The 24,998-nt window shown below is 50.6% G+C and carries 22 protein-coding genes; 11 read left to right on the forward strand and 11 right to left on the reverse strand.

The window, feature by feature from the left end:
• The 3 genes from ACO08I_RS22835 to ACO08I_RS22845 all read right to left on the reverse strand — a co-directional run bounded on the left by ACO08I_RS22835 (position 1) and on the right by ACO08I_RS22845 (position 2,791).
• Complete coding sequence (locus ACO08I_RS22835; protein ID WP_421947205.1) at positions 1-1,062, reverse strand: VOC family protein; 1,062 nt, start codon at positions 1,060-1,062, stop codon at positions 1-3.
• 133 nt (positions 1,063-1,195) lie between these two features.
• A complete protein-coding gene (gene rfbD, locus ACO08I_RS22840; RefSeq protein ID WP_421947206.1) occupies positions 1,196-2,068 on the reverse strand; it encodes a dTDP-4-dehydrorhamnose reductase in 873 nt (290 codons plus the stop codon).
• A 225-nt stretch (positions 2,069-2,293) separates the two neighbouring features.
• Positions 2,294-2,791 carry a hypothetical protein gene (locus ACO08I_RS22845; RefSeq protein WP_421947207.1) on the reverse strand — a complete coding sequence of 166 codons (498 nt, stop codon included), beginning with the start codon at positions 2,789-2,791 and terminating at the stop codon, positions 2,294-2,296.
• A 280-nt stretch (positions 2,792-3,071) separates the two neighbouring features.
• Here ACO08I_RS22845 and ACO08I_RS22850 point away from each other — a divergent pair, with 280 nt between their 5' ends.
• Both ACO08I_RS22850 and ACO08I_RS22855 read left to right on the forward strand, forming a co-directional pair.
• Positions 3,072-3,407, forward strand: a complete 336-nt coding sequence (locus ACO08I_RS22850; protein ID WP_421947208.1) for a nucleotidyltransferase domain-containing protein — start codon at positions 3,072-3,074, stop codon at positions 3,405-3,407.
• Complete coding sequence (locus tag ACO08I_RS22855; RefSeq protein WP_421947209.1) at positions 3,407-3,820, forward strand: HEPN domain-containing protein; 414 nt, start codon at positions 3,407-3,409, stop codon at positions 3,818-3,820. Before ACO08I_RS22850 ends, ACO08I_RS22855 begins: the two co-directional genes overlap by 1 nt.
• An 89-nt stretch (positions 3,821-3,909) precedes the next feature.
• On the opposite strand, the gene ACO08I_RS22860 is transcribed toward ACO08I_RS22855, so the two are convergent.
• The 4 genes from ACO08I_RS22860 to ACO08I_RS22875 all read right to left on the reverse strand — a co-directional run bounded on the left by ACO08I_RS22860 (position 3,910) and on the right by ACO08I_RS22875 (position 8,181).
• Positions 3,910-4,233, reverse strand: coding sequence for a hypothetical protein (locus tag ACO08I_RS22860; protein ID WP_421947210.1), 324 nt, complete (start codon positions 4,231-4,233; stop codon positions 3,910-3,912).
• 255 nt (positions 4,234-4,488) lie between these two features.
• Entirely contained in the window at positions 4,489-5,907 is a 1,419-nt protein-coding gene (locus ACO08I_RS22865) for a hypothetical protein (RefSeq protein WP_282780006.1), read from the reverse strand.
• Positions 5,897-6,451: an RNA polymerase sigma factor gene (locus ACO08I_RS22870; RefSeq protein ID WP_282780004.1), complete on the reverse strand. Its 555-nt coding sequence runs from the start codon at positions 6,449-6,451 to the stop codon at positions 5,897-5,899. The genes ACO08I_RS22865 and ACO08I_RS22870 overlap by 11 nt, the downstream gene beginning before the upstream one ends.
• Positions 6,452-6,630: 179 nt before the next feature.
• Positions 6,631-8,181 carry a hypothetical protein gene (locus ACO08I_RS22875; RefSeq protein ID WP_282780002.1) on the reverse strand — a complete coding sequence of 517 codons (1,551 nt, stop codon included), beginning with the start codon at positions 8,179-8,181 and terminating at the stop codon, positions 6,631-6,633.
• A 312-nt stretch (positions 8,182-8,493) separates the two neighbouring features.
• On the opposite strand from ACO08I_RS22875, the gene ACO08I_RS22880 reads away from it, so the two are divergent.
• Both ACO08I_RS22880 and ACO08I_RS22885 read left to right on the forward strand, forming a co-directional pair.
• Positions 8,494-8,700 (forward strand): hypothetical protein, encoded by a 207-nt coding sequence (locus tag ACO08I_RS22880; protein WP_282780000.1) that lies wholly within the window; start codon positions 8,494-8,496, stop codon positions 8,698-8,700.
• A gap of 68 nt (positions 8,701-8,768) precedes the next feature.
• Entirely contained in the window at positions 8,769-10,529 is a 1,761-nt protein-coding gene (locus ACO08I_RS22885) for a PKD domain-containing protein (protein WP_421947211.1), read from the forward strand.
• Positions 10,530-10,589: 60 nt separating this feature from the next.
• Here the strand turns inward: ACO08I_RS22885 and ACO08I_RS22890 are convergent, their stop codons facing one another.
• Positions 10,590-13,028 (reverse strand): TonB-dependent receptor, encoded by a 2,439-nt coding sequence (locus ACO08I_RS22890; protein ID WP_421947212.1) that lies wholly within the window; start codon positions 13,026-13,028, stop codon positions 10,590-10,592.
• 313 nt (positions 13,029-13,341) lie between these two features.
• Entirely contained in the window at positions 13,342-13,638 is a 297-nt protein-coding gene (locus ACO08I_RS22895; RefSeq protein WP_421947213.1) for a HigA family addiction module antitoxin, read from the reverse strand.
• A 228-nt stretch (positions 13,639-13,866) separates the two neighbouring features.
• On the opposite strand from ACO08I_RS22895, the gene ACO08I_RS22900 reads away from it, so the two are divergent.
• The 4 genes from ACO08I_RS22900 to ACO08I_RS22915 all read left to right on the forward strand — a co-directional run bounded on the left by ACO08I_RS22900 (position 13,867) and on the right by ACO08I_RS22915 (position 19,681).
• Positions 13,867-15,000 carry an ATP-binding protein gene (locus ACO08I_RS22900; protein WP_421947214.1) on the forward strand — a complete coding sequence of 378 codons (1,134 nt, stop codon included), beginning with the start codon at positions 13,867-13,869 and terminating at the stop codon, positions 14,998-15,000.
• Between the two features lie 59 nt (positions 15,001-15,059).
• On the forward strand, positions 15,060-17,777 hold the full coding sequence (locus ACO08I_RS22905) for a family 78 glycoside hydrolase catalytic domain (RefSeq protein ID WP_421947215.1): 2,718 nt from the start codon (positions 15,060-15,062) through the stop codon (positions 17,775-17,777).
• A 76-nt stretch (positions 17,778-17,853) separates the two neighbouring features.
• On the forward strand, positions 17,854-18,858 hold the full coding sequence (locus tag ACO08I_RS22910) for a type IV toxin-antitoxin system AbiEi family antitoxin (protein ID WP_421947216.1): 1,005 nt from the start codon (positions 17,854-17,856) through the stop codon (positions 18,856-18,858).
• The gene (locus tag ACO08I_RS22915; RefSeq protein ID WP_421947217.1) at positions 18,848-19,681 is read left to right on the forward strand and encodes a hypothetical protein; all 834 of its coding nucleotides are present in this window, start codon (positions 18,848-18,850) and stop codon (positions 19,679-19,681) included. The genes ACO08I_RS22910 and ACO08I_RS22915 overlap by 11 nt, the downstream gene beginning before the upstream one ends.
• A gap of 15 nt (positions 19,682-19,696) precedes the next feature.
• On the opposite strand, the gene ACO08I_RS22920 is transcribed toward ACO08I_RS22915, so the two are convergent.
• A complete protein-coding gene (locus ACO08I_RS22920; RefSeq protein WP_421947218.1) occupies positions 19,697-20,203 on the reverse strand; it encodes an AAA family ATPase in 507 nt (168 codons plus the stop codon).
• Positions 20,204-20,363: 160 nt separating this feature from the next.
• On the opposite strand from ACO08I_RS22920, the gene ACO08I_RS22925 reads away from it, so the two are divergent.
• The 3 genes from ACO08I_RS22925 to ACO08I_RS22935 all read left to right on the forward strand — a co-directional run bounded on the left by ACO08I_RS22925 (position 20,364) and on the right by ACO08I_RS22935 (position 22,873).
• A complete protein-coding gene (locus ACO08I_RS22925; RefSeq protein WP_282779502.1) occupies positions 20,364-20,936 on the forward strand; it encodes an outer membrane beta-barrel protein in 573 nt (190 codons plus the stop codon).
• Between the two features lie 117 nt (positions 20,937-21,053).
• Entirely contained in the window at positions 21,054-22,124 is a 1,071-nt protein-coding gene (locus ACO08I_RS22930) for a sensor histidine kinase (protein WP_282779500.1), read from the forward strand.
• Positions 22,121-22,873 (forward strand): LytR/AlgR family response regulator transcription factor, encoded by a 753-nt coding sequence (locus ACO08I_RS22935; RefSeq protein ID WP_282779494.1) that lies wholly within the window; start codon positions 22,121-22,123, stop codon positions 22,871-22,873. The genes ACO08I_RS22930 and ACO08I_RS22935 overlap by 4 nt, the downstream gene beginning before the upstream one ends.
• Here the strand turns inward: ACO08I_RS22935 and paaZ are convergent.
• Positions 22,870-24,924 carry a phenylacetic acid degradation bifunctional protein PaaZ gene (gene paaZ, locus ACO08I_RS22940; RefSeq protein WP_421947219.1) on the reverse strand — a complete coding sequence of 685 codons (2,055 nt, stop codon included), beginning with the start codon at positions 24,922-24,924 and terminating at the stop codon, positions 22,870-22,872. The genes ACO08I_RS22935 and paaZ overlap by 4 nt on opposite strands.
• Positions 24,925-24,998 lie beyond the last annotated feature (74 nt).

Here is a 24,998-nt window from a genome sequence, read left to right on the forward strand (position 1 = left end):
TTATTCCGTCACCCGCGATAGCCCCATGGCTTTGATGACCCAACGGGGGAGCGGTTTGGTGGGTTTGCGCTTCTTCAAGTTGAGATACCAACCCAACTTCTTCATTACCGGTACCTTGTGGGTTTCCACAAACTCAATGAGGGTGCCATCCGGGTCCTCCACATAACTAAACCGCCCGGCGGCCTCGCCCATATCAAAGCTATTGCTGCTGTCAACGGTGAAGGGGAAACCTGCCTTTGCGCATTGGGTTTTGAGCTCTTCCATGTTGCGCACATCAAAACACAGGTGGATGAAACCCAAATCACCCCATAAGCGCTCGTCATAAATTTTGCGAGGCTCATGGCCACCTTTCAATTGCACCAGTTCCAGCTCGCTCCTGCCAAACAATGGCGCAAACGCTCCGGCTCGTTCAGCTTTATGCCGCAGCAGCACCCGCCGCATGGGGTTCTTCTGGCCCGGTACCTGACCCAAACTGCTGAAGACCCCTTCCTCATCGGAAATGACCTCATCGTAACCCAGGACATCCCGGTAGAGCTTTAAGGCCGCATCAATATCAGAAACGCCAATTATGGCACCGTAAATACCACCAGTCAGTTGTTTGCGGTTTTGAAACCAATCAGTAGCTTCCACAATCTGAAAGACATTGCCGTAAGGGTCTTGTGCAAAGAAGTTAAGCGGCCCCTGCCCGACGCGGTGTACACCAGACAAACATTTTACGCCATTGGCCTGATAGTAGTCATAAGTTTTACGTGCATCAGGCGTCTTGATTTTTGCGGCGAAGATACCGTAGTCGCCCAGTTGAATATCAAAAGTGGAAGGCTGGGGCTCCCGGCAGGTATACTGCCAGATTTCGAAGCCGCCACCGCCCTGCATATTCATAGCCAGGATAGCGTAGCGGTTGCGGGGTTGCCCACCGGTGTAGGGAAGCATTAGCCCGGCTTCGGCTTTTTCCGTGAAAACAGGCACATCCGTACCAAAGTATTTTCTGTACCACTTCCATGCTTCGTCTGCGTCTTTTACGCCTACCCCCATTTGCTGAATGCCACTAATGATATAGCTCATGTCTATCCTTGATCGTTCTTGTTATCCGATAAATACTTTGGCTGGGGCTGGAAAAGAATAACGAAATTAAGTCAAAAATTCTGAACTCGGGTGATCAGGCAGTCATTTTTTAGAGATGCTAACATAGCATCTCTTAAAGGCTGTCCAGCATGCGCTTGAGGTCCTCCTGCCAGTGCGGGATAGTGAGCCCGAATGCCGATTTGAATTTCGCTTTGTTGAGCAGGCTAAAGGGGGGGCGCTGCGCGGGCGTAGGGAAATCTTTGGTCTCAATGGGTAGAATCTCGCATTCCAATCCTTTCGCATCAATCGCTGCTTTTGCAAAATCGTACCAGCTGCAAACCCCTTCGTTGCTGTAGTGGTAGATGCCGTGCCATTTTTCCTGGCTTACCGTGCCCATGCGGTGCAGTTGGATGACCCTGAGCATAGCATCGGCGAGGCTGCGGGCGTAGGTCGGGCTGCCGATTTGGTCAAACACTACCGTCAGCCGGTCGCGCTCCCCGCCCAGGCGGAGCATCGTTTTCACAAAATTGTGCCCGAAGGTGGAGTACACCCAGGACGTGCGCACAATCATGCTGTAGTCGTGGGCCTCCAGGGCTGCTTTTTCTCCGTCCAGCTTGGTTTGAGCGTAGATGCCTTTGGGCTCGGTGGGGTCGTCTTCCCGTAGCGGGCGGTTGAGGCTGTTGTGGTAGACGTAGTCTGTGGAGAAGTGGATAAAGGGGGCACCATGCTTATGGCATTGAGTGGCCAGGTGCTGTACGGCAGTGACATTGACGGCTTTCGCCAAATCAGTCTCCGTTTCGGCTTTGTCCACGGCCGTATAAGCTGCGCAATTGATACAGTAATCAGGCTGCTGCTCGTTGAAGAACTTTTCGACCGCTTCACCATCGGTAATGTCCAGTAAGTTCCGGTTGGTGAAGATAAATTGTACATCGGAACGCTGAGCAGCCAGTACCTGCAGTTCGCGCCCTACCTGTCCGTTGGCGCCAGTGACGAGTATTTTTGCCATGGGGTTGTGCGTATTTGGTTTGAGATGCTAAAGATAGCGTAAGGTTGGGCAATTTTAGGTAAGGAATGCATCACATTCCGTACCTAAAGGCACGGGAAAGCCGCTTGTAAGGAGTGTTTTACCCATATTTAGCCCCTAACGGGGTTGGAGATGCAAAGGAAAGTGGACCGCTTAATCCTTGTTGTATGCCCGGCAAAGTACGAAAATGCGCCCGTTGAAGAAAACCTATCGGGCAACCGGGCTTAGCGCCTTCCACAAAACCACCACAAAAGGCGCTGCAATGGCCACCCAGTAAATGAGTTGAAAGGTGCGGTGCCGGTAGGCAGAAGGCGAGGCGGGTTGTTGTGCCTGCTCCACAAATACGCCGATGTTGTACAGGAGGTTGGCAATGCCCATGTAGATCAGGTAAATCACGATGAGGAAGAGGACCTGCCGTGGCTGCACCTGAAAGGCTTCTCCGGTAAAGGCGGCTACCCGCCACCGCAAGAGAATGTAATAGACAAGCAGGACCACCGCGCCCGAGGCGAGCAGGCTTCGGTTGAAGGTGCTACGGCGGGCTTCCCACCATTCGATAGCTTCCGCGCCTTCGCCGGTGCGGGTCAGGTCTTCATCGAGGGGGCCGGTGCCGTTGGTGCTTTCGCGCAGGCTGCGCAACAGATAAACAGACAACGGAAGTACGCCGATGATCAATATGAGGATTAGAAAGAGAAAGAAATTACCCATGTGTTGTTAACATCGACGGTTTGTTTTTGATCGCAGGCGATTGTAAATATTGCTTTGTGCGGCCGACCATAAAGTTCACAGGGTCTTTCTGGCGTTCGTCTACGATGAGTTTGTTGTTGGCCATGTCATGTTTTGTTGAGTGCTTTTACAATGGGGTGTTACCCTAAAGATATTATGCAGGAATATGATGCAGCCCAATATATTTTTAAGTTTGGACAAAGAGGGCAGATGGATTGATTTTTTACCGCTATATGCTTAACTTTCCCAAAAGAGCGAGATTATGGAAAGGGCCGAATTTAACGGAATACCTGAAAAGGTAAAAGCAAAAGTAGCTGAGGTGGATGCGGAAGCCAGGGTGATCCTTTTTGGCTCAAGAGCGCGGGGGGATCATAAATCCGACTCAGACTGGGATTTCCTGATCATTACCCGGCAAAAAGTTTCCCCATCCATCTATAATAAGATAGGAGCGCTTTTATACGACATTGAGCTTGATGCAGAACAGATCATTTCTTACATCATTGAAAATGAAGACACCTGGCATAAATACCAAGAGTCAGAGCTGTACAAGTATGTGAAGGAGGAAGGTATTGAGGTATTCGTTTCAAAAGCTGCATAATGAGCTATTCAAAAGAGGCTTTAGCCCAGTATAGGATAGATCGGGCAATGGAATCTATTGATGAGGCTAGAATTCTTGCTGAAAAAAATCATTGGAACACAACCGTCAGCCGACTTTATTACGCCTGCTTTTACGTTGCATCAGCTTACCTCATCACAAATAATATCAAGGCAGGAACTCATAATGGAGTTAAGACAGCCTTCAACAAAGAGTTGATCAAGACTGCCATCATTCCCAAAGAATACGGACTAATTTATTCCAGGTTATTTAACCTTAGGCAGGATGCCGACTACAGAGACTTTAGAGATTTTTCAGAGCATGAAATAAGCCCTCTGATTGAAGCAGTGGAGATGATTGTTGAGGAATTAGTTTCTATAATAAAAGGTCACGGCAGGGGAAATTCAAACCGTTAGCATACTGAACTTTTATACCTGGGGCTCTTTAAATTATAAGCATTAAACATAGCAAAACACCTTTAGCAAAGCCCCTCAATTAACTCTTGCTATTCCCGAATGTCATAGATCAGAATCCCCTTATACGCCCCGATCTGTTTCTTTAAAAAAGGTTGGTACATGGGTTTTTCCAGATAGCTGCTGTCATTTTGCCCAGCCTGATTGTGCAGCTGTGGTGTCCAAAAAGAGACTTCATTCTGATGAAAATTCAGTGATTGGCTGGCACTGTCTGCCTGCCGCCACTGATGCACGCTACGCGGGCGGTAGAACAAGCTTTCGTGCGCATTGGCGGAGAAGAGTAAAATCAGTAAGTAGCCCAGGAAAATAAAAATCCAGATGCTATTTTGTTGGTGGTTAAGCTGGCGCGTTGTCATATCCATCCATGTTAAAGAGATAGAGCGATATCGTACAATGGTTCAAATATAGTTGAAAGGTAGTTGATTTTAAAGGTTTAAAAAGAGGAATATTTGAATGACAGCAAAAGGATGCATTAAACTCCTACAGCCAGTCAACAGGACCGAAAGTAAAGTCTGCCTTGATTACTACAGAGGCCCGAACTGAAGCTCCTCCCAAGACCTCCAGGCTCTTCAAAAGAGCAGGCGGGCATAAAAAACCTCCACCCAATCCTTTTACAACCTATGATAGACCCCAACTCCAAGGTTAAATACCTCTGGCCGCATGTCAAAGCCTGGAACCGTGCTCCAGTTGATTAGGCTCCTTTGGTACTGCGCCTCGATCATGACGCCCAGGCTTGGAGCGATTTGATAGCCCATCCTTCCCATCACCAGCCCGTGAATGCCCCAACGGTTGTCGATGCGCCCGGTGGCTGCCCCGTCCATTTCCTGTAGCTCCCCCTGATAGATGTAGCGGCCTTTGTTGTGGCTGAGCACATTGATCACACTGCCAACCGACAGGCCGGCTTGCCATCTTTTGCCAAAAGTCCAGGATTTACCGATGGCGAGTGGAATCTGGAGGATGCGGTATTGATTGTAATGGCGGATATTTCGGGTGGCGTCTACACTGACTTCCACATCTCCGCGTACGGCAGTGGAATTGCCTGTTAAAGTGCTGACCTGTATTTCGACAATCGTATCCTGAAGGGTAACCGTTGTGTAGTCTTCTATGCGCTGACTCCACTGCAGTTGAGTCTCCAGCTGCTGGTATTGCAGCCCGGCAGTCAGGGTATAGTTGTTGCCGAACCGGTGGGTGTAGCTCAGCTGGGTGTAGTAGGACAGGATGGACTGTTCATAGTTGGCATTTTCGGGTAAGTTCTGCCCATATCCCGGGTTCCATTGGGAAACACCGCTGTGCAGGGACAGCTGACGGGCGGGTATCAGGCTGGCTTCAGCTTCAGTATTCGCTGCTATCGGAAGGAGCGTTTCTGCTGCTTTCCTTTGGGGCGCTAAGTTCAGTGTAGCCAGGTTCGCCAGTGCAGCAATTGGGGGCTGTATTGCTGGTGTTTCTGCTGTAATGCCTGCTGTATGACCGGCATCGTTCAGTGATTCTTCAGTGCTGTCTAAACTCTTCTTTGGAGAAGAAAGGCTATTACCAGGCAACAGAGAAGGGGAAGGTTTGAATGGTGCTTCTGAGCCTGTTGTACGCTGATCTTTTCTGCCATTTACGGGAGGTAATGCTACTGCTGTTTTAGGCCTTTCATTAGTGGCTGCAGCTGATGTTTGCTGGTTCATTTGTAGCAAAGTGTCGTCTGTACGCTCACCTTTATCCTTTGCGGAAGTAACTGGAAGGGAAGAAGATGAAGCAGCTGGTGCGGCTGCATCTGCTATCGGTTGCCCGGGCTCAGAAGAGGCCAAGCCTTTGAAGTCCAGCAACAAGCCATTATTGAAGAAGAGGACAGGCAACAGGCACAACAGCAGCGTGGACACGATCCTGATAATATCGCCATTGGACTGCCCATTTGAAGGCGGTGCTTCCAGAGCCTCCATCTTTTCCAGGATACCTTCCTCCATCTGCTCCCAGCTCAGTTCCGGCGGCAGGCCCGTATCGCCCTCCGAGAAGCGCTTGTTGAGTTTGTTTTGATCAGAGTCCATTCGCTAATGTTTTATAGTTGTTGTTGATCAGGTGCTTCTTAAGCCATTTCCTTGCCCTCAGGTATTGAGAGCGGGAGGTTTCAGGGCTGATTTCGACCAGCTCAGCTACTTCTTTGTGGGTGTAATCGTCAATGGCAATCAGCATAAAGACCTGCCGGTAGCCATCCGGCATTTGCGAAAGCAACATTTCGATATCTGATTTGGATAGCTTTGTTAGCTGAGCTTCCAGGTTTTCATTGGGTTCTCTGGTAGTGGGCGTCAGTGGGACCACAACGGAACTTTTCCTATTCTTTCTGAGGTGTTGCATACATTGGTTGATGACAATTCTACGTAACCAGGGTTTGAAGTCTTTAGAAGTGTCAAAGGTGTTCAGGCTTAGGAACAGGCGCGCAAAAACCTCCTGAAGGATGTCTTTGTGGTCGTTGGTGCTTGAGATGTATCGCCTGATGATAGAAAAGGCATAAGGGGCACAGCTTTCATAGATGATTTTGAAAGCCCCTTTGTCCCGCCGAACCGCAGCATTTATGACGTTTGTTTCAACCACGGAGCAGGTCGTTTTGGCAAGCGTGGACTGGCTTGACGGTGGACTGAAGACCCGATTCATTACTTTTCATCAATGTCATTATGTCGGTAGTTACTAATGCAAAAATCAATGTTGGGCTCCGAAAAACGGATGTTGGCTTTCCGGAGCTCCAACACGCTGATATATTCTACAACCGGCTACTATTCACAGCTTGAAATAAAGCTGCAAACGTCGGCATTGCTGTTCAAGGTTAGGGTAGCGCCACTTTCCTCAATTACAGTGATTGGGAAAATCAGTGTCGCTTCACCGGGAGTGAACGGGCTGACCACCGCTTGGTAATCATCGCGATTGTTGATTTCATACGTTGTACCTTCCACTTCTATCTGTACCGGATACTCAAAGTCGAATGGGCAGTCAAATACACTGAAGAAGTTATAGGCACTGAAGAACAAGGGTACGTGTATGGTTTGATCGTCATCGCTGGGGTTGTCACATCCTGGGAAATCGTTATCGTCATCGAAGCAGGCATTGACGTAATCGCAAATTTCATCCCTGTTATTCAGTATGGTTTCGGTACCGGTTTCCGTATTGGTTGCGGAAATGGGGTAGATAATTTCAATGGCATCCACCTGTGTAGCATACATGCCGAACACATCAAAATAATCAGCGATGCTATTCAGCGTATACGTTATGCCTTCCGCCTGCACCTGAGCGGGGTAGTTAACAGTATAGCAGCTGCCTTCATTGAAAAACAGAATGATATGGCCCTCACTCGAACCGCAGTCGCCGCCGTCGCCAATATCAATTATGATTCCACAGGACTCCAGAGCTGAAATGAATTCATCATCATTTGAAACGGTGAGCTCCTCATCGTCTAACAGGGATTGAAGTGTAAATGGATAGATCAACTGGAACTCCTCACCTGCATTCAGAATAGTGGTGGCATACTCACTTTCTGTATTGACTTCTGTAGTCGTGCCATCGGTCAGCTCCAGCGTGAAAGGGAATTGCAGTTCCCAGCACCCAAATCCGGTGACCTCAAATTGCCCGTTAACCACAACCGGAGGATTAACGCCCATACCATCGCAGCTTTCGACGAGATTGAAGAACCCGTTGTAGCTCTCGATTTCAATTTCGCTCCCGTCGACGTTCAGGACGGTTATTGGAAGCGTAAAGTACAAGTCATCTACCGTAGCACTCAAATCGATAAGTTCTGATTCGCTATCAGCCGTGTACGTATTGCCTTCCAGGTCTTCCAGTGCAACGGGGTAGACCAGGTCGAAACATAAGTCAGTAAAAGAAAAAGCAGGAATAAGATTACCAGCTGTGCTACCGTAATCCCAGCCGTTGGAAGGGATACAAGCCACAAAGCTGAGACCCAACTCTTCAATGGAGGCGACCTGTGCCGTTTCGCCTTCGCCATTCAGAATATCCAGGGGGTAAATAAAGTCCACTGCCGGGTCCATAGCGATAGTGTCTATGGCCGCCGTAAATTCACCCTCGGAGTTAATAGTGATGGTGCTTCCTGACTCCAAAGCCATATCGAAGGGATAAAGGATCGAAATACACCCTAGCTCTAAACCCTCAGGGTTATTGGCACTCATAGCCAGGAAGAGGGGGTTGGTCTCATTGACCTCCGGCTGGTAATCGGGCTCATCAATGACGATTTCGTCCATATTATCCTTTTCACAAGCAGCAAAAAGGACCGCAATAAAGACCAGCAGTATATTTAAACGGATTGAAAATTTCATAACAATTTTAATGTTGTCGGTTCTTAAATGAAAAAACTACCGTACGGTTTACATTTGACTATATGCAAAGGGGGGAGCGGGCGTTGCACGGGGTGGTGTTTTTTTTCAAAAAATCTGAGAAGATACACTGGAGCCACATGCTAGTGATATAGTCCGGCGGCGACTTCGGAGTCGCGGCCGGACGGGGCAACTCAGACCGCGATTCCACAATCGCCGCCTGAGTCTCCCTGCCCGGCCGCCAGTTGAAGTTGATGCGGAAGTCGCTGAAGCTGTAAGCGTCTAAGGCAAAACTTAACATTGACTTAATCCGCCTTGCTGCGGGATACCGAGAAATATTGTGATATTGACATTGTGCTTATTAATGCCCTCAATGCGGACAAGCAGCGCCTATCTCAATTCAACCTGCAAGTAACTGATCGCTTTCTGGAGGTGGATTTGAGCACTTACCCAAAAGGGCTGTACATTGCTGTGGTTCATTTGATGGACGGCAGCACCCAAAGCGTAAAGGTCATTAAGTAATTCCTTTAAATAAGAAGCCATGTTGCTTGAGATTTTCAGGTGGCATGGCTTTTCTAACATCCCATATCATGCGGTATTTTATTGTTTGTTTACTTCTGTTCGGTAGCCCTTTTCTATATGCCCAATTACACGACTACAATTGGATGATGGGGTACAGTGGTGGGGAAGGGACAGATACCACGAATGAGTTTGGGCTGATGTGGTGGAGGTTTGAGGATGAAAACCTTCAAATACTGGATCATCAGCATGAAGGGCAAGCAGATCTTTGGGAAAATAATGTTTCTTACAGTGATGGCCTAGGGGAACTTTTTTTGTATTTTGATGGAAAGAGTATTTATAATAAAGAGCACGCTGAAATGGAGGGCGGCAATGATTGGAATCCTAATGGAGAGCAGAGTGGTTGGTTTTCTCCTCAGGCAGGTCTAGCTCTTGATTTACCAGGATCAGATAGTCTTATTGCTTTAATTAATACTCATTACAATTCCTTTGATTTGGATGCTCCGTTTTCATTAGCAGGTGAAAATTTATTTTTTTCTGTAATCAGTAAAAATGCCAATGGAGAAGATGGGAAAGTATTGATTAGAAAAGAGATAGCGCTTTTGGATACGCTCGACTTTGGAAAGCTAAGTGCGTGTCGGCATGCTAATGGTCGGGACTGGTGGGTTCTCGTTCCTCGTTATACTTTTAATGAAATCCATCGTTTTTTACTATCACCGGTTGGATTTGAATACTTAGGGCTCCAGGAAATTGGAGGGGGAGCAAGTATTGGGCTTGGGCAAGCCTTCTTTACGCCAGATGGAATGAAACACATCCGTTATCATAGCATAGGAGGTGGAGAGGGAGATCATCTTTCGATTTATGATTTCAATCGCTGCACAGGGCTCTTGAGCAACCCAAGAAATGAAGCTTACGAAAAAATTGGTTTTGGCGGTGGCGGAACAGTAGGGCACGGTTCTCGTTACCTATATTTGGGTTCTGGCATTCATTTGTATCAATATGATCTATGGGCGGATGATATTTTATCGAGCCGGGCTCTGGTTGCCGAGTACGACGGTTTTATTGATTTTAATCCCACCACTTTCTACCAATCCCAACGCGGCCCCGATGGTAAAATATACATTTGCGGTGGAGTCGGCACCCGTTTCATGCACGTCATCCACAATCCCAATACGCCCTGCCCGGATTGTCGCATAGAACAACGTGGGGTAGAGCTGCCGACCTTCAATCTGGGCTCCGTCCCCAACTTCCCCAACTACCGCCTCGGCCCCATAGACGGCAGCCCCTGTGATACCCTCGGCATCGACAATATCCCGCTCTCCCGCTGGCGCTATGAACAGGATACGCTCACGCCCTTCACCGTGCAGTTTTACGACCTGAGCGACTACGAGCCGGCCACCTGGTCCTGGGACTTCGGCGAGGGCAGCAGCAGTATGGATACCCTGCCCGCTCATACGTTCCCCGGCCCTGGCACCTACGAGGTCTGCCTCACCGTCAGCAACGCCAATGGCAGTGATACGAAATGCAAAACACTGGAGTTTACGGAGCCCGTCACGACCACCGAGCAAGCGGAAACAGCCCCACTTGCCACTGCTTTCCCGAACCCTTTCCGGGAGCGCTTCAGCCTGTCGCTGCGGGCAGGTTGGCTGCCCGTACAAGCCAATGCCGTGGTATACGATGTTATGGGCAGGCCCGTCCTCACGCAGCGCCTGTCTGCCGGCTTCAACACACTGGATTTGAGCGGGCACCCGGCGGGCGTCTACACCTGGCGGTTGGAGGAGCAGGGGCGTGTACTGGAAGTGGGGAAAGTGGTGAAAATTGGTAATCGTTGAAGGCTTGTTTTAAAGGAGACAAAATCGCCGGCCTTACCAAAGCAAAACCGGCGATCTCCACTACAGCCCCACACTCAGCCCCACCAAAAAGTTCCGCCCCGCCTGCGGGAAAAAGCCCTGATCCAGGGCCGGGCTCCCGTCAAACTGATAACGGTAGGACCAGGCATTGGTCTCGTACCGGGCGTCAAAGACATTCTGCACCAGCAGCTTGAGGGACAGCTCCCGGAGAAAGCCCGGCCGCCAGTTGAAGTTGATGCGGAAGTCGCTGAAGCTGTAGGCGTCGAGGGCATTGTCCTCATCGGAGGTGTTGTCGATGTACTGCTGCCCGACGTACTTGGTCTGCAGGGTGAAGATGAGGTCGGTCTTGTCCTTTAGGCGCAGCGCTTCGTAGGACAAACCGCCCGCCGCAATGATATCGGGCGAGAAAGACAGGTCCGTCTTCTCGTAGGTGAAGGCCTCCTGCCCCAGATAGGCAAAGTTCTCATCGTACACATCCACGAACTCGGTGTAGCTGGCAATGCGGTTGCGGCTAAGGGTGAAGTTGCCATCCAGACGCAGCCCATCGGCAAGCTGAGCGCCACCGGCCACTTCCAGCCCCAGGCGGTAGCTGCGGTCTACATTCACACGCGTAAAGGCGCCCACATCATTGACCTCGCCATTCAGGACCAGTTGATCCCGGTAGAGCATGTAGTAGCCGGTCAGGTGGATGGCCGCCCGGTCCCAGCGGTATTCGTAGCCAATTTCGGTGTCGTACAGGCGCTCCGGGTCCGGCTGGCTGTTGGCGGTGGATTCCACAAAGTCATTGCGGTTGGGCTCGCGGTTGGCCACGGCAAAGGAGGCAAAGGCTTCCGACCGGTTATTGATCTGGTAAAACAGGCCGGCTTTGGGGTTGAAAAAGTCGAGGGTTTCGGTTCGCTCCACGTTGTTGCCCTGCCGGTCAAAACCCAGGAATTCATAGCCGACGCGCCGGTATTGCAGATCGAGATAGGCGTGCAGCCCGTCCAGCAGCTCGTAGTTGAACTTGGCGTAAATGTTGAAGTCCGTTTTGGTAGCATCATTCTGGTAGTATTGGAAGTCCTTCTCGCTATTTGAGGCATATTCTGCCCAGATGACCTCTCCAAAGTGGTCGCCAGAGTAGTGGTGGTAGCCGCCGCCGAGGGTGGCATCCAGCCGGTTATCATCGCTGATGTAGTTGAGGCTGTACACGCCCCCGTAGAAGTCGTTGTCCAACCACAATCGCCGGATAAGGTTGGTTTGTGTAATGACCGTATCCACAAGGTCTACCGGCATCAGGCCGTAGTCTGCCAGCGATTCGCCTGCCTTGTACTGCTCGAAGTAGCCTGCGCCCCGGGTGTAGTGCAGGGCGGTATTGAAGCTCCAGTTGCGGCTGATTTGGTTGTTGTAGATCAACTGATAGTGGTCCTGCCCGTAGTTGTCCACCTCGTTTTCGTAAGGCTCGCCCTCCTTTTCTGTACCGGAAGGATTGAACGTGCGCAGGCTGTCCACCTCCAGAAAATCCTTAGGCACCCCATACCACGCCTGATAGGTCCGCTCCCTACCGGAGAAGGTCACGAAGCGCAGGCTGCTGCTTTCCCCCAGGTAGGCTGCCGATAGGTAGTAGGAGGAAAGGTCAGAAGAGGCCCGGTCGATAAACCCATCCGAGGTAATACTGGATAGGCGCCCGTCGAGGGTAAACTTGCCGTTGAGCAGGCCGGAGCCGAATTCCACATTGGCCCGCTGCGTGTTGAAGGAGCCCACGGAGCCATTCAGCGTGGCGTAGGCCTCGGGCTTCAGCTCAGTGGTATTGATGTTGATGGTCGCGCCAAAAGCACCGGCACCATTGGTAGACGTACCCACGCCCCGCTGTATCTGAATGTCAGAAGCAGAGCTGGCAAAGTCCGGCATATTCACCCAAAATACGCCCTGCGATTCCGCATCGTTGATGGGGATGCCATTCACGGTGACATTAATGCGGGTAGGGTCGGTGCCCCGGATGCGGATACCGGTATAGCCCACACCTGCGCCAGCATCAGAAGTGGAGACTACCGAGGGGGTCCACCGCAGCAAAAAGGGCAGGTCTTGTGCCAGGTTGACTGGCTCGATGTCCTCCTCGTCCACATTGAGGAACGCCATGGGGGTCGTCGCTCCGGCGCGGGTCGCTCGCACGGTCAGCTCTTCGGCCGTGAACGCGCGGGGCTCCAGGGTGAGCTGTAGGCTGACTTCGCCTTGTCCTTCTGCAATTTGGATGGACCTGCGCAGGGTTTCGTACCCCACATAGCTCACGCGCAGGGTATAGTCGCCCGCCTTTACGTTTGGAATGGAAAATTGCCCGTCTGCATCACTCGCTCCACCCCGGTCGCCTGGCAACAGCAAAAGGTTAGCCCCGGTAAGCGGTTGGCCTGCCGGGTCGGTAACGGTACCTTGGATAGTCGTTTGCGCGGACAATGAGCCCAGGAGCCCAAGCAGCAGCAACGCAGAAAAAACAGATTGGTAAAACATGAGAAAACAGATGAAAATTGAAAGAATCACTTCACCCAGGGGCCGGGCGAGTGTTTGCCTTCAGGACCACCGTTAGGCGGCCTTTCATCCCATAAGAAAAGAACGGATCGCGCAGGAAAACGCTTCGTACTCGTCTCCCTTCCCGGCATTACCCGGGCAGGTTCTATGGGTATGATCTCAGAATCCCGGCGTTAACCGGGAAACACCCCGAACAGCAACGGTAAATCTCACCGCTGCCATCAACTGACAGGCAAAGGTAGGTAAAATGCAGGGGGTGGGCAAGGGGGCTTTTGTGCTAATCTGACTGTCCTTGTCATGATTTTACTTCCAATTCCGTTATCGCATCAAGCTCCATGCTTTTCTTGTTGCGTTCTTCCTCAATATCATAGTCGTCCTGAAGCCCAAGCCAGAATTTGGCTGAAGTGCCAAAGTATTTGCTGAGGCGAAGGGCAGTATCGGCAGTTACCCTGCGCTTCCCCTTGATGATGGCTGAAATCCGGGTTTGCGGTATGTGCAAGTCTTTTGAAAGCCGGTAAGCCGTAATTTGGAGCGGCTCCATGAATTCAAAAAACAGGATTTCTCCCGGGTGGATATTGGCTAGCTTTTCCATTGCCGTGTTTTAATGATAATCAATTATTTCCACTTCATTTGCGTTCCCGCTATCGCTTCAAGGCTCACGCTTTTTACCTGTTTTCTTAATATTGCTTCCTGTCCGTCACATTATTTGAGCTAATAAAGGCAGTGTACTGACTAAATTTAGCTAAAAATAGTATTCATACTGACTAAATTTAGCTAAAAATGGTCAGTTTGTGTATATTAGGGTACAAATAGACAAACGATGCTGCTAAAAAGAGCAATTGAGGATGAAGTCCTAAAGTATTTGCGCCCAAACAAAGTAGTCGTGCTTCTGGGGCCGCGAAGAGTTGGAAAAACGGTACTGATCCAACAAATTCTAAATAGAATATCCGAACCCTATCTGCTTTTGCACGGAGAGGATCAGGATGTCAGAAGGCAGTTGGAGTATAGGAGTACTCAAAGGTATAAAAACATCATAGGGGGAAAGTCATTACTGATTATTGACGAAGCCCAAAAAATTCCGGAGATAGGCAATGTGCTAAAACTAATGGTAGACACGATAGCGGGTATAAAAATACTGGCTACGGGCTCCTCTGCCTTTGATTTAGAAAAGTTTACCGGAGAGCCACTGACTGGGAGAAAGCACACTTTTTATCTTTTTGGATTGTCAGAAAAGGAACTGAACCAGACGGAAAATATTTTTGAAAAGGAGGCAAATCTCAGGAACAGATTGGTATACGGGAATTACCCTGAACTGATCCATTTGGAAGACTTACAGGAACGAAAAGCCTACCTGGATGAATTGATTAAGTCTTACCTGCTGAAAGATATCCTGGAATTTGATTTGATCCGGAATTCAGAAAAGATACTTCAGTTATTACGGCTGATTGCCTATCAAATAGGAAGTGAAGTGAGTTTCACTGAATTGGGCAAGCAATTGGGGATCAGTAAAAACACGGTAGAGCGATACCTGGATTTATTGAGCAAAGTATATATAATCCATTCAGTAGGCGCCTGGAGCAGAAATCTGAGAAAAGAAATTGTCAAAGGCAAGAAGTGGTATTTTTTCGATAATGGGATCAGGAATGCATTGATAGGGGATATGAAGCCGATCGAAAACAGAAACGATGTGGGCTTATTATGGGAAAACTACATCATAAGCGAGCGCATCAAATATCAGCAATACGAAAAAATGCTGGTGTACAACTACTTTTGGAGAACGTACGATCAACAGGAAATAGATTGGATAGAGGATAGGGAAGGGAAGCTTCATGCTTATGAGTTCAAATGGAACCCTAATAAAAAAGCTAAACTTCCGAACCTATTTAAGGAGACTTATCCCAATTCCGAATTTGAGGTGATCAACCGGGAAAATTTCCTGGAGTGGGTCAGTTGACCTCGCCTGAAATCCTCCATTTTCCCTATCTTCTACCCAAATTTACCAACCCACAGATTATGCGACAGACCCTAACCACCACCTTGCTGCTAAGTCTACTGACGACTACGCTGCACGCCCTAAGCATCTACGGCTTACAATGCGAGCACAAAGCCAATCCCATCGGCATCGACGCCCAAAAGCCCCGGCTGAGCTGGAAACTCAGAGGCGATGACCCCGGGCTGATGCAGGCAGCCTACGCGATTCAGGTGGCTACTGATCCTGATTTTAAAAAGAGCAACCTGGTCTGGGACACTGGCAAAATCACCTCAGGCACTTCGGTACTCCTGCCTTATGAAGGTAAAGCCCTGGCCTCGGGGCAACGATATTACTGGCGGGTGAAAGTCTGGAGCAATCAGGGCAAAGTATCGGATTGGTCCGCTCCTGCCTTTTGGGAAATGGGGCTGCTGCGTGCTGACGACTGGCAGGCCAAATGGATAGAACCGGTGCAGGTGGAGGAAAAAGATGGTCCCGCTTACCTGCTGCGGAAGGCATTCCAACTAAAGGGCAAGATTGCCCGTGCCCGGGCTTATGTTTCTGCCCGTGGGCTATACGAGTTTTTTCTGAACGGGCAGCAGGTGGGCGATCAGGTCTTTACGCCGGGCTGGAACGCCTATGATGATCACATTCAGTATCAGGTGTACGATGTGACCGACCTGCTGGTACGCGGGGACAATGCCGTGGGCCTGCACCTGGGCGACGGCTGGTTCCGGGGCGCGATGGGCTGGATGGACAATTGGGGGCTCTATGGCAAAAGGGTAGGGGTGATTGCCCAAATTGAGATCACCTACGAAAACGGTCGGCGGGAGATGATCCTGACAGATGGTAGCTGGAAGGCTACGAGTGAAGGTCCCATCCGCATGAACAGCATTTACAATGGCGAAACCTACGACGCCCGTATGGAACCCACCGGATGGAGCCGACCGGGCTTCGACGCCCAAAACTGGCAGCCGGTAACGGTGGCGGGCCATTCTAAATCCAATCTCATTGGCGCTGTTTCCGTGCCGGTGCAGAAGATTGAGGAACTAGTTCCGGACACCATTTTCCGCACTCCATCCGGTACCTTGGTCGCCGACTTCGGTCAAAACCTCGTAGGCTGGGTCCGACTGAAGGTCGCGGGCAAAGCAGGTACCACCGTGACCATCCGGCACGCCGAAGTGCTCGACAAGGAAGGAGAGTTCTACACCGCCAATTTGCGTGCCGCCAAAGCTACACTGACGTATACCCTCAAAGGGGGAGCGACGGAAGTCTACGAGCCAAGCTTTACCTTCATGGGCTTCCGCTATATCGCCGTAGAGGGCTTCCCGGGGGAGCTGAAGCCCGAAAACGTAACCGCTGTGGTCATTCATTCCGCGATGGAACCGACTGGTACTTTTGAATGCTCAGATACCCTGATCAATCAGCTGCAGCACAACATCGTCTGGGGGCAAAAAGGCAATTTCCTGGATGTCCCAACCGATTGCCCGCAGCGGGACGAGCGCCTGGGCTGGACGGGCGATGCGCAGGCGTTCTGCCGCACGGCTGCCTTCAATATGGACGTAGCCGCCTTCTTCACCAAATGGCTGAAAGACCTGCACGCGGATCAGTTAGAGAACGGAGGAGTACCATTCGTGATTCCTGACGTGCTGCGTAATAATGGTGTATCCGCCGGCTGGGGCGATGCGGCGACGATCATCCCCTGGGATTTGTACCAGGTGTATGGCGATACGAGCCTGCTATCCGTGCAGTATCCCTCGATGAAGGCCTACGTAGAGTACATCCGGGAGCAGGCTGGTGATGCATTGATGTGGAAAGGTGGGAGCGTTTTTGGTGACTGGCTGTTTTACAAGCCCCACGGCAATAACCATACTGCCCCCGATGGCTACACCGATCCGGATATGATCGCCACGATGTTTTTTGCGTACTCCGCTCATTTGCTGTCTCAGGCGGCTGGCGTACTGGGGAAAACAGAAGAGGAGATGGAGTACCGGGCCGTCTACGAAGCGGTCAAAGCCATTTTCCAGAAAGCATATGTTACCCCATCCGGCCGTATTGCCTCCGATTCCCAAACGGCTTATGTGCTGGCATTACAGTTTGGGCTGTTGCCGGAGCCCCTGCGCGCCAAAGCTGCCGCCCATCTGGTTGACGATATCCGCAGGCGTAAAAATCACCTGTCTACGGGCTTCCTGGGCACGCCTTATCTGTGCCACGTCCTCTCCGATCACGGCTACACGGAAGTCGCCTATGATCTGCTGCTGCAAAAATCCTACCCTTCCTGGCTGTATCCGGTGACGATGGGCGCCACCACCATCTGGGAGCGTTGGGACGGGCAGCGCCCCGACAGCACCTTTCAGGATGTCGGCATGAATTCTTTCAACCATTATGCCTACGGCGCTATCGGCGACTGGATGTACCGGGTAGTGGCCGGCATTGAGCTGCTGGAGCCTGGCTACCGAAAAATCCGCATCCAACCTCAGCCTGATGCCCGGTTAGGATACGCCAAAGCTTCCCTGGATTCCCCCTACGGCAGGATTGCCTCCGGTTGGTCCTTAATGGCGGGCGAACTGGTACTTAACGTAGCCATTCCACCCAATACCACAGCGGTAATCGAGCTGCCTAATGCCAATCTTTCTGCGGTCGAAGCCAATGGAGGCCCGCTGCTGTCTCACCCTGATTTTACGGGTGTACAACAGGTCAATGGGGCTGTGACTTTTGAGGCGGTGCCGGGAGCTTATGAGTTTAGGTATCGGTATGAATAGGGGGTAAAGTCGAGGAAAACGATTTGTACGTTATATTTAATTGTATGTTTTTTAAATAAAGCGTAAATTAGCGTACATGGAAAAAGATTTGCTAACCATGGCAACTGAGCGGCTTTCTGCCAATTTGGGAGCTGGATTTAGTGTGAATATCGAATCAGGTACGCTGACGGATAAGGATAACGAGCATTATTTGTTGGTATCTTATCACGGCAAAGAACAGGCATGGCCTATACTGGTATGCGATAGATTGTCTATTGGTTTTTTACAACAACATCGGTATTTACTGGAATCCCGGAAGCCCTGCATTATAACTGACTACATTTCAAAGCCTCTAAAATCTCATTTGAAATCGAAAGCCATTTCCTATGTTGACGCAGCTGGAAATGCTTTTCTGTATAATGGGAATGGTCTATTGCTACATGTGGAAACCAACAAAACTGAACGTATCAAAAAAGCCCAGGGAAACCGGGCATTCACCAAATCCGGGCTGAAGGTAGTTTTCCTGTTTTTAGCCAATGAGGATATTCTGAATTTGCCTTACAGAACTATTGCAGGATTAGCAGATGTATCAATTGATACAGTAGGAAAGACCATAAAAGGGTTGTTGAAAGACCATTATCTTCATCAATCATCTTCACGTCAGTATCAAATTGCAGACAAAGGACGGTTGTTGCGCGATTGGACGTTGTTCTTCAATAAAATATTACGGCCGAAACTGAAACAAAGACGGTTTGCTTTTAAAAACAGCAACTCCTATTCTTCCAGCCTTTTAGAGAAAGCAGAAGGAAAGTACACCGTCGGAGGCGCGGCAGCAGCAGCTCATTTAACCAATTATTTGATTGCTGAAGAGGCCATCCTCTATACCTTATCCTCATTTGTTGATTTAGCCAAGTCCCTGGAGCTCATTCCGAAAGAGAACGGGGAAATATTGATGACGGAGCAGTTTTGGATTGATCAGGCTGACTATTTGCCTTCAAAGGCTACAGTATCACCTGTACTAATTTACGCAGATTTGTTGCTCAGCCCTTCGCCCCGGAATACAGATACCGCTCAAATTGTTTACGATCAATATGTCATATAAATTACTTGCAGCATTGAATATGCCTGAGCTTAATCAGGTCATTAAGGAAATGCAGGAGGCATCAGGTTTGCTTGATATTCCTTTTTTTGCTATTGGAGCTTTGGCCCGCAATGCATGGTATGTAGAGCATAATCAGCCGGTTAGAGGTACCCGGGATATTGATTTTGGAGTGTATGTACCTTCTGATCGTAATTACAATTTGCTTAGAGAGAAGCTTATTGAAGATTTTGGCTATACAGTTACCGTGGAGAATAGCTTTTGCCTGATTTCTCCACATGGTATTCCGGTAGACCTTCTTCCTTTTGGGGAAATAGAAGAGCAAGGTAAAATTTTGGTTGAAGGTAGGGGGATGATTGATTTGAAGTTGGATGGCCTGTCTGCTGTTTTTCGAAATGGCCTCGTAAGAAAAGACATTGGAGAGCTTAGTATTAATTTGTCTTCTATTCCTGGTGTTGTTTTGCTAAAGCTAATTGCATTTGACGACCGTCCAGAACATCGCCTTAATGACCCCGGAGATATCAGCGCTATATTGGAGCACTATCCATACATCGAAACTGATATTATTTGGGAAGACTATAGTTTTTTGTATGAGTCAGAAAAAGGTCAATTAGAAATTGGTATCACAGCCCTTGGTTATGAATTGAATAACATTATTGCCGAAGATGAAATGCTTAGACAAAGGGTTCTACGTATACTTACATCTGCAATTAAGGAGGAAACAATCTTAGCAAAAGCAATGATTCTGGACCCTGAGCGTGATACGATTCAATCAAAGGTTATGCAGCTTAGGTGGCTAAAAAATGGACTGTTAGGCTTGTCGTAGGGTGCCCCCCCCTTACTACATCCTCTCCAAAACCATCTGCATCCGCGCCACCCGCTCTTCCCGGCTGCCCCAGAGTTCAATAAAGGGTACGCCTAGCTTTTGCAGTTCCTGCCGGTAGATGCCGTACAGGGCTTCCCGCTCGTTGGGGTTTTCCCGCATGGGGCCAGGCTCCCATGGGATGTCAATGCCGCAGAGCACCCATAGGTCGTACTGCCGGCGTTGCAGTTGCTCCAGAATCCAGGGATGGCAGCGGTTGTACTTGAATTCCGACCAGACTTTCATCACCAGCATACCGGTATCAATAAAAAGAAAGTCAGTTGCCTTTTCGGCGTATTGGTCTTCCCATTGCAGTTGCCCTTTGGCGATGTTTAGAAGATCCGCTTCGTTGTAAGGGCGGCCGAGTTGCTCCAGATAGGTACGGGCGTATTCCGGCACCCAAGCGGTGTCCCATTCCTCTGCCAGCCGTGTAGCGAGGGCGGATTTGCCTGTAGATTCCGGCCCGGTAAAGAGTATGCGCTTCATGGCGCAAATGTAACAAACTTCATCATACACATTCATCCTGCACCACAACAGGTTCGGTCGCCACTTGCACACCCTCGTCCGGTTTTCCTTTTAATGGGGTGGAAAGGGGGCTACTTTTGAACTGTAAACAACGAAAAACAGTCACCAAAATTAGAGAATCATGAAAACGCAATGGTTAATCATCACTTTGTTCTTCGCCCTTATCCTTATCAATGCCCAGGCGCAAGACAACGGCAGCCGGTGGAGCTTTGAACTGAATGGTGGAGCCGGCTTCCCTATGCAGGAACTCGGCGGCACCGAATTGGAAACGGGCCTCAACCTGGAAGCCACTTTACACTACCGCCTGCTGCAACATACCGGGCTATACGCCGGCTGGGGCTGGGCACACTTTGCCGGCAATGATCAACTGGATTACGAGGAAACGGGCTACGTGATGGGGCTGACTTTTGAGCATCCTTTCCCACAGTCTGCCATCCGCTACTACCTGAGAGCAGGGGCGCTTTACAACCACCTTGAAGTGGAAGATAATAGTGGGGAAATAATCGGTGATACAGGCCATGGCTGGGGCGTACAAGCCGCTGCTGGCGTGAATATCCCAATTGGCGGGAAATGGAGCCTGACGCCTGGCGTAAAATTCCACGCCCTCAACCGGGATTTGGATACCGGGGCAACGGTTACCGGGCTAAATCTGCGCTACCTTTCCGCAAGAGTGGGCATTCGAAAGGACTTTTAAGTTAAAGCAAGAATCACCCGACGGTCCTGACAAGCGCAGCTTCGTCAGGGCCACTGCTTTTTATCATTCCTTCGGCCTTTTCTGTTTTGTATTTTCCCACCTTAGAAGCAGTGCATCATGAAGGCTTATCGTATTTCCAGTCCGTTCCCAATCAGGAAGCTATTGTTCCTGATGCTGGCGCTTGCTGTTGGGGTGCAGTTAATTGTGGTGTCTTACAACCACTTTACTGGTTTTTACCCCTTGTCAGGCTGGGCGCATTTCGGCATACGTCTGGGCCGGGGTATCCTACTTAGCCTTATCGCCGGCAGTCTGATGGCTTTTCCTGACCTTTGGCTGATTCAGTGGCTCAACCGGTGGGTGCCCTGGAATGCCCGGGTGCCGGAGCGCCTGTTGCTGCAATTGTTGCTGACGGTAGTTGTAGCGCTGTTGGTAGGTTTTGCTGCGACCTTCACAGCTAATGCCCTTCACCCTTACCAAAACCCACTCTCCAAGGTCTTGCTCTACAACGCCCTGATTTTTTCGGTGGTCAATATCGTGCTTATGGCCATTCTGGAAGGGATGCTGTCCTTTTGGGAAAACCGTGCCGCTCAGGAGCGGGCGCAGGCGCTGGAGCAGGAGCTTTCGCAAATCCGCTTCGAGGTGCTCAAGCATCAGATCAATCCGCACTTTATGTTCAATAGTCTCAACGTACTATCGGGCCTGATCGAGCAGGACAAAGCCAAAGCACAAGACTTTATTGATGAGTTCTCCATGATTTATCGTTATGTTTTGGAAACCATCGAGCAACCTGTGGTAGCCCTGAAAGAGGAGCTGCGCTTTGCTCACTCTTACCTGTCCCTGCAGCAGATGCGGTATGGGGAAGGCGTCCGGGTGGAAATGGCCGTGCCCGCAGAATACCTGGAGCAGCTTATGCCCCCATTGTCTATGCAGGTAGTACTGGAAAACGCCATCAAGCATAACATCGCTAATGCCAGTCAGCCCCTGCACATTGAGGTGTCGGTTGAAGACGGGCAATTGGTGGTAAGGAATAACTTACAGCCCAAAGTTTCGAATACTTACTCGGCAGGGCTTGGGCAGCGCAATCTGGCTAAGCGTTATCAAATGGTGAGTGCGGAGCGCCCGGCCTTCATCATGGGGTCTGATCGATATGAAGCCCGCCTGCCGCTAATCAAAATGGAAACCGGATGAAAGCAGTAATCATTGAAGACGAAGCGGTAGCCGCACAACGCCTGGAGCGGCTGCTTTTGGAAATCGCCCCGGATACAGAGGTGCTGGCGACACTGGGATCCGTAAAGACCGCGGCTCAATGGCTACGCACCCACCCTGCCGACCTGATTTTTCTGGATATTCAATTGTCGGACGGGCTAAGCTTTTCCATTTTTGAATCGGTACCGGTTTCCACACCGGTTATCCTGACCACGGCCTACGACCAATATGCTATCAAGGCCTTCGAGCTGAACAGTATTGCCTACCTCCTCAAGCCTATCCGCCGTTCTGCCCTGGAAGAAGCCTTGAATAAATACCAGTCCCTGCGCACAGCTTTTGCGATTGATTTCAATGCCCTGCAAGAGGCGATGCAGCCCCGGCAGCATTACCGGGAGCGCTTTTTGATACAGGTGGGGGAGGTGTTCCGAAAGGTGGAGACCACTGAGGTTGCCTATTTTTTCTCAGCGCACAAAAGCACCTTTCTCCGCACTCAGGCCGGGAAAACCTACGACCTTGACCTCAGCTTAGACCGCCTGGAGCCCAACCTGGACCCCACCCGCTTTTTCCGGATCAACCGGAAGTACATCGTCAGCATGCGTGCTATAGACCAAATGATTGCCTGGTCGCGCAGCCGAGTGAAGCTTAAGCTGAGCCCTCCGCCCGATGAGGAACAGGATACCATCGTGAGCATCGACCGGGCGGGGGATTTTAAAGCCTGGATGGACCATTAACGCTGGTCGCGCATTTTTACCATAGTCAGAATAGTACCAATCGCCACCGTCTCGCCGGTTTCATCGTACACATCCACCATCCATTTGACGATGCCTTTGCGGATGTCCTCCTCGTCCCGCTTTTCCTGGCGGATTTTCTCCTTGCAGCTGAACCGCACGCCGATGGTCGCGCCCGGATAAACCGGTTTGGTGAAACGGAAGTCTTCAATACCGTAATTGAGCAAAACGGGGCCCTTCCGTCCGTCCACAAACAGGCCGGCTGCTTTGGACAACAGATAATACCCATGTGCGACCCGCCGCTCGAAGATCGTCCCTTCCAGTGAGGTCTCATCTACGTGGGCGTAAAAGTGGTCGCCGCTCACATTCGCAAAGTTGACGATGTCCGCTTCGGTAACGGTATGTTTGGCGGTAATGAGCGTCTCACCGACTTCCAAATCTTCAAAATGCTGCTGGAAAGGGTGGATGGCTTTTTCTTTGTAGGCTGCACCTTTTTGGTACTGTCCCGTCACTGCTGTTATCATCGTAGGGTGCCCCTGAATGGCCGTGCGCTGCAGGTAGTGCTTGACGCCCCGCACGCCGCCCATTTCCTCTCCGCCACCAGCCCGGCCTGGCCCGCCGTGCACCAGCAGAGGCATAGGGGAGCCATGCCCGGTGCTCTCTTTGGCACTTTCCTCATTAAGGATGAGAATGCGCCCGTGGTAAGCCGCTGCGCCCATCACGTAGTCGGTTGCGATACGCTCATCGGCTGTGGCTACGGTGCTTACGAGTGAGCCTTTGCCCATATTCGCCAGCTCGATGGCCTCTTCAAGGCCTTTATAGGGCATAAGCGTGCTTACGGGGCCAAAGGCTTCAATATTATGAGCGCCCTGCTTGTTGAACGGATCGTCATTGAGCAGCAGGATAGGGGAGCAGAAGGCGCCCTTGTTCTGATCGGCGCCCATGACTTCAAAGCCGTCGGGCTGCCCGTATACGATATTGGTTTCTCCGGCCAGTTCCTGTATACGCTGCCGCAGGGTTTCGAGTTGCTTTTTGCTGACTAGTGCCCCCATGCGCACCCCTTCCACTGTAGGGTTGCCGATGGTCGTCTTCTGCAATTGCTGGCTTAGGGCCAACTGTACATCTTCCACCAGGTTTTCCGGTACGATGATGCGCCGTATGGCCGTACACTTCTGCCCGCACTTGACCGTCATTTCCCGCCGCACCTCCTTGATGAACAGGTCGAAAGTGGGGGAGCCGGGCACCGCATCCTCGCCCAGAATGGCTGCATTTAGGCTGTCAGCTTCCATATTGAAAGCGACGGCATTTTCGATGATATTAGGCAGGGCTTTCAGCTTGCGCCCAGTAGAGGCAGAGCCGGTGAACGTGACGGTGTCCTGTTCGCCCAGGGTGTCCAGAATGCCGTGGCCTTTTCCGCATACCAGTTGAACGGCACCTTCCGGTAAAATACCAGAGTCGATGATATCGCGCACCATAGCTTCGGTAAGGAAGGACGTAATTTCAGAGGGCTTGACCACGGCAGGCACGCCGGCCAGCAGATTGACGGAGAGCTTCTCCAGCATCCCCCAGATGGGGAAGTTGAAGGCATTGATATGCACAGCAACGCCATGCTTAGGCACCATGATATGATGGCCGATGAACGTCCCTTCTTTGGACAGCCCCACCGCCTCTCCATCAATATGGAAAGGCTTGTCCGGAAATTGCCGGCGCAGGCTGGCGTAAGCAAATAAGGTGCCAATACCGCCATCGATATCAATCCAGCTATCGCCCTTGGTCGCGCCGGTACGGTAGCTGAGCGGATAGTATTTTTTGCGGATACTGTGCAGGTGGAGCGCCAGCTTTTTGAGCATCTGCCCACGCTCGCGGAAGGTCATTTTCCGCAAATTGGGGCCACCCACCCGGCGGGCATAATCCATAATGGTGGCATAGTCGAGCCCTTCGCTTCCGCAGGTGGCAATAAGCTCACCGGTGACAGCATCGTACTGTGGGAATCCGTCTCCATCGTGGGGCGTCCATTGTCCCAGCAGGTAGTTATGAAGGTTGGTATTGGGCATGGTTGGTTTTATTTGGATATACTAACGATCGTTCGTTCGCGAAATTACGAAAAATGTGGGAAGCTTATGGTAAG

The organism is Phaeodactylibacter xiamenensis (genome assembly GCF_965229835.1).
Taxonomy (GTDB): Bacteria; Bacteroidota; Bacteroidia; order Chitinophagales; family Saprospiraceae; genus Phaeodactylibacter; species Phaeodactylibacter xiamenensis.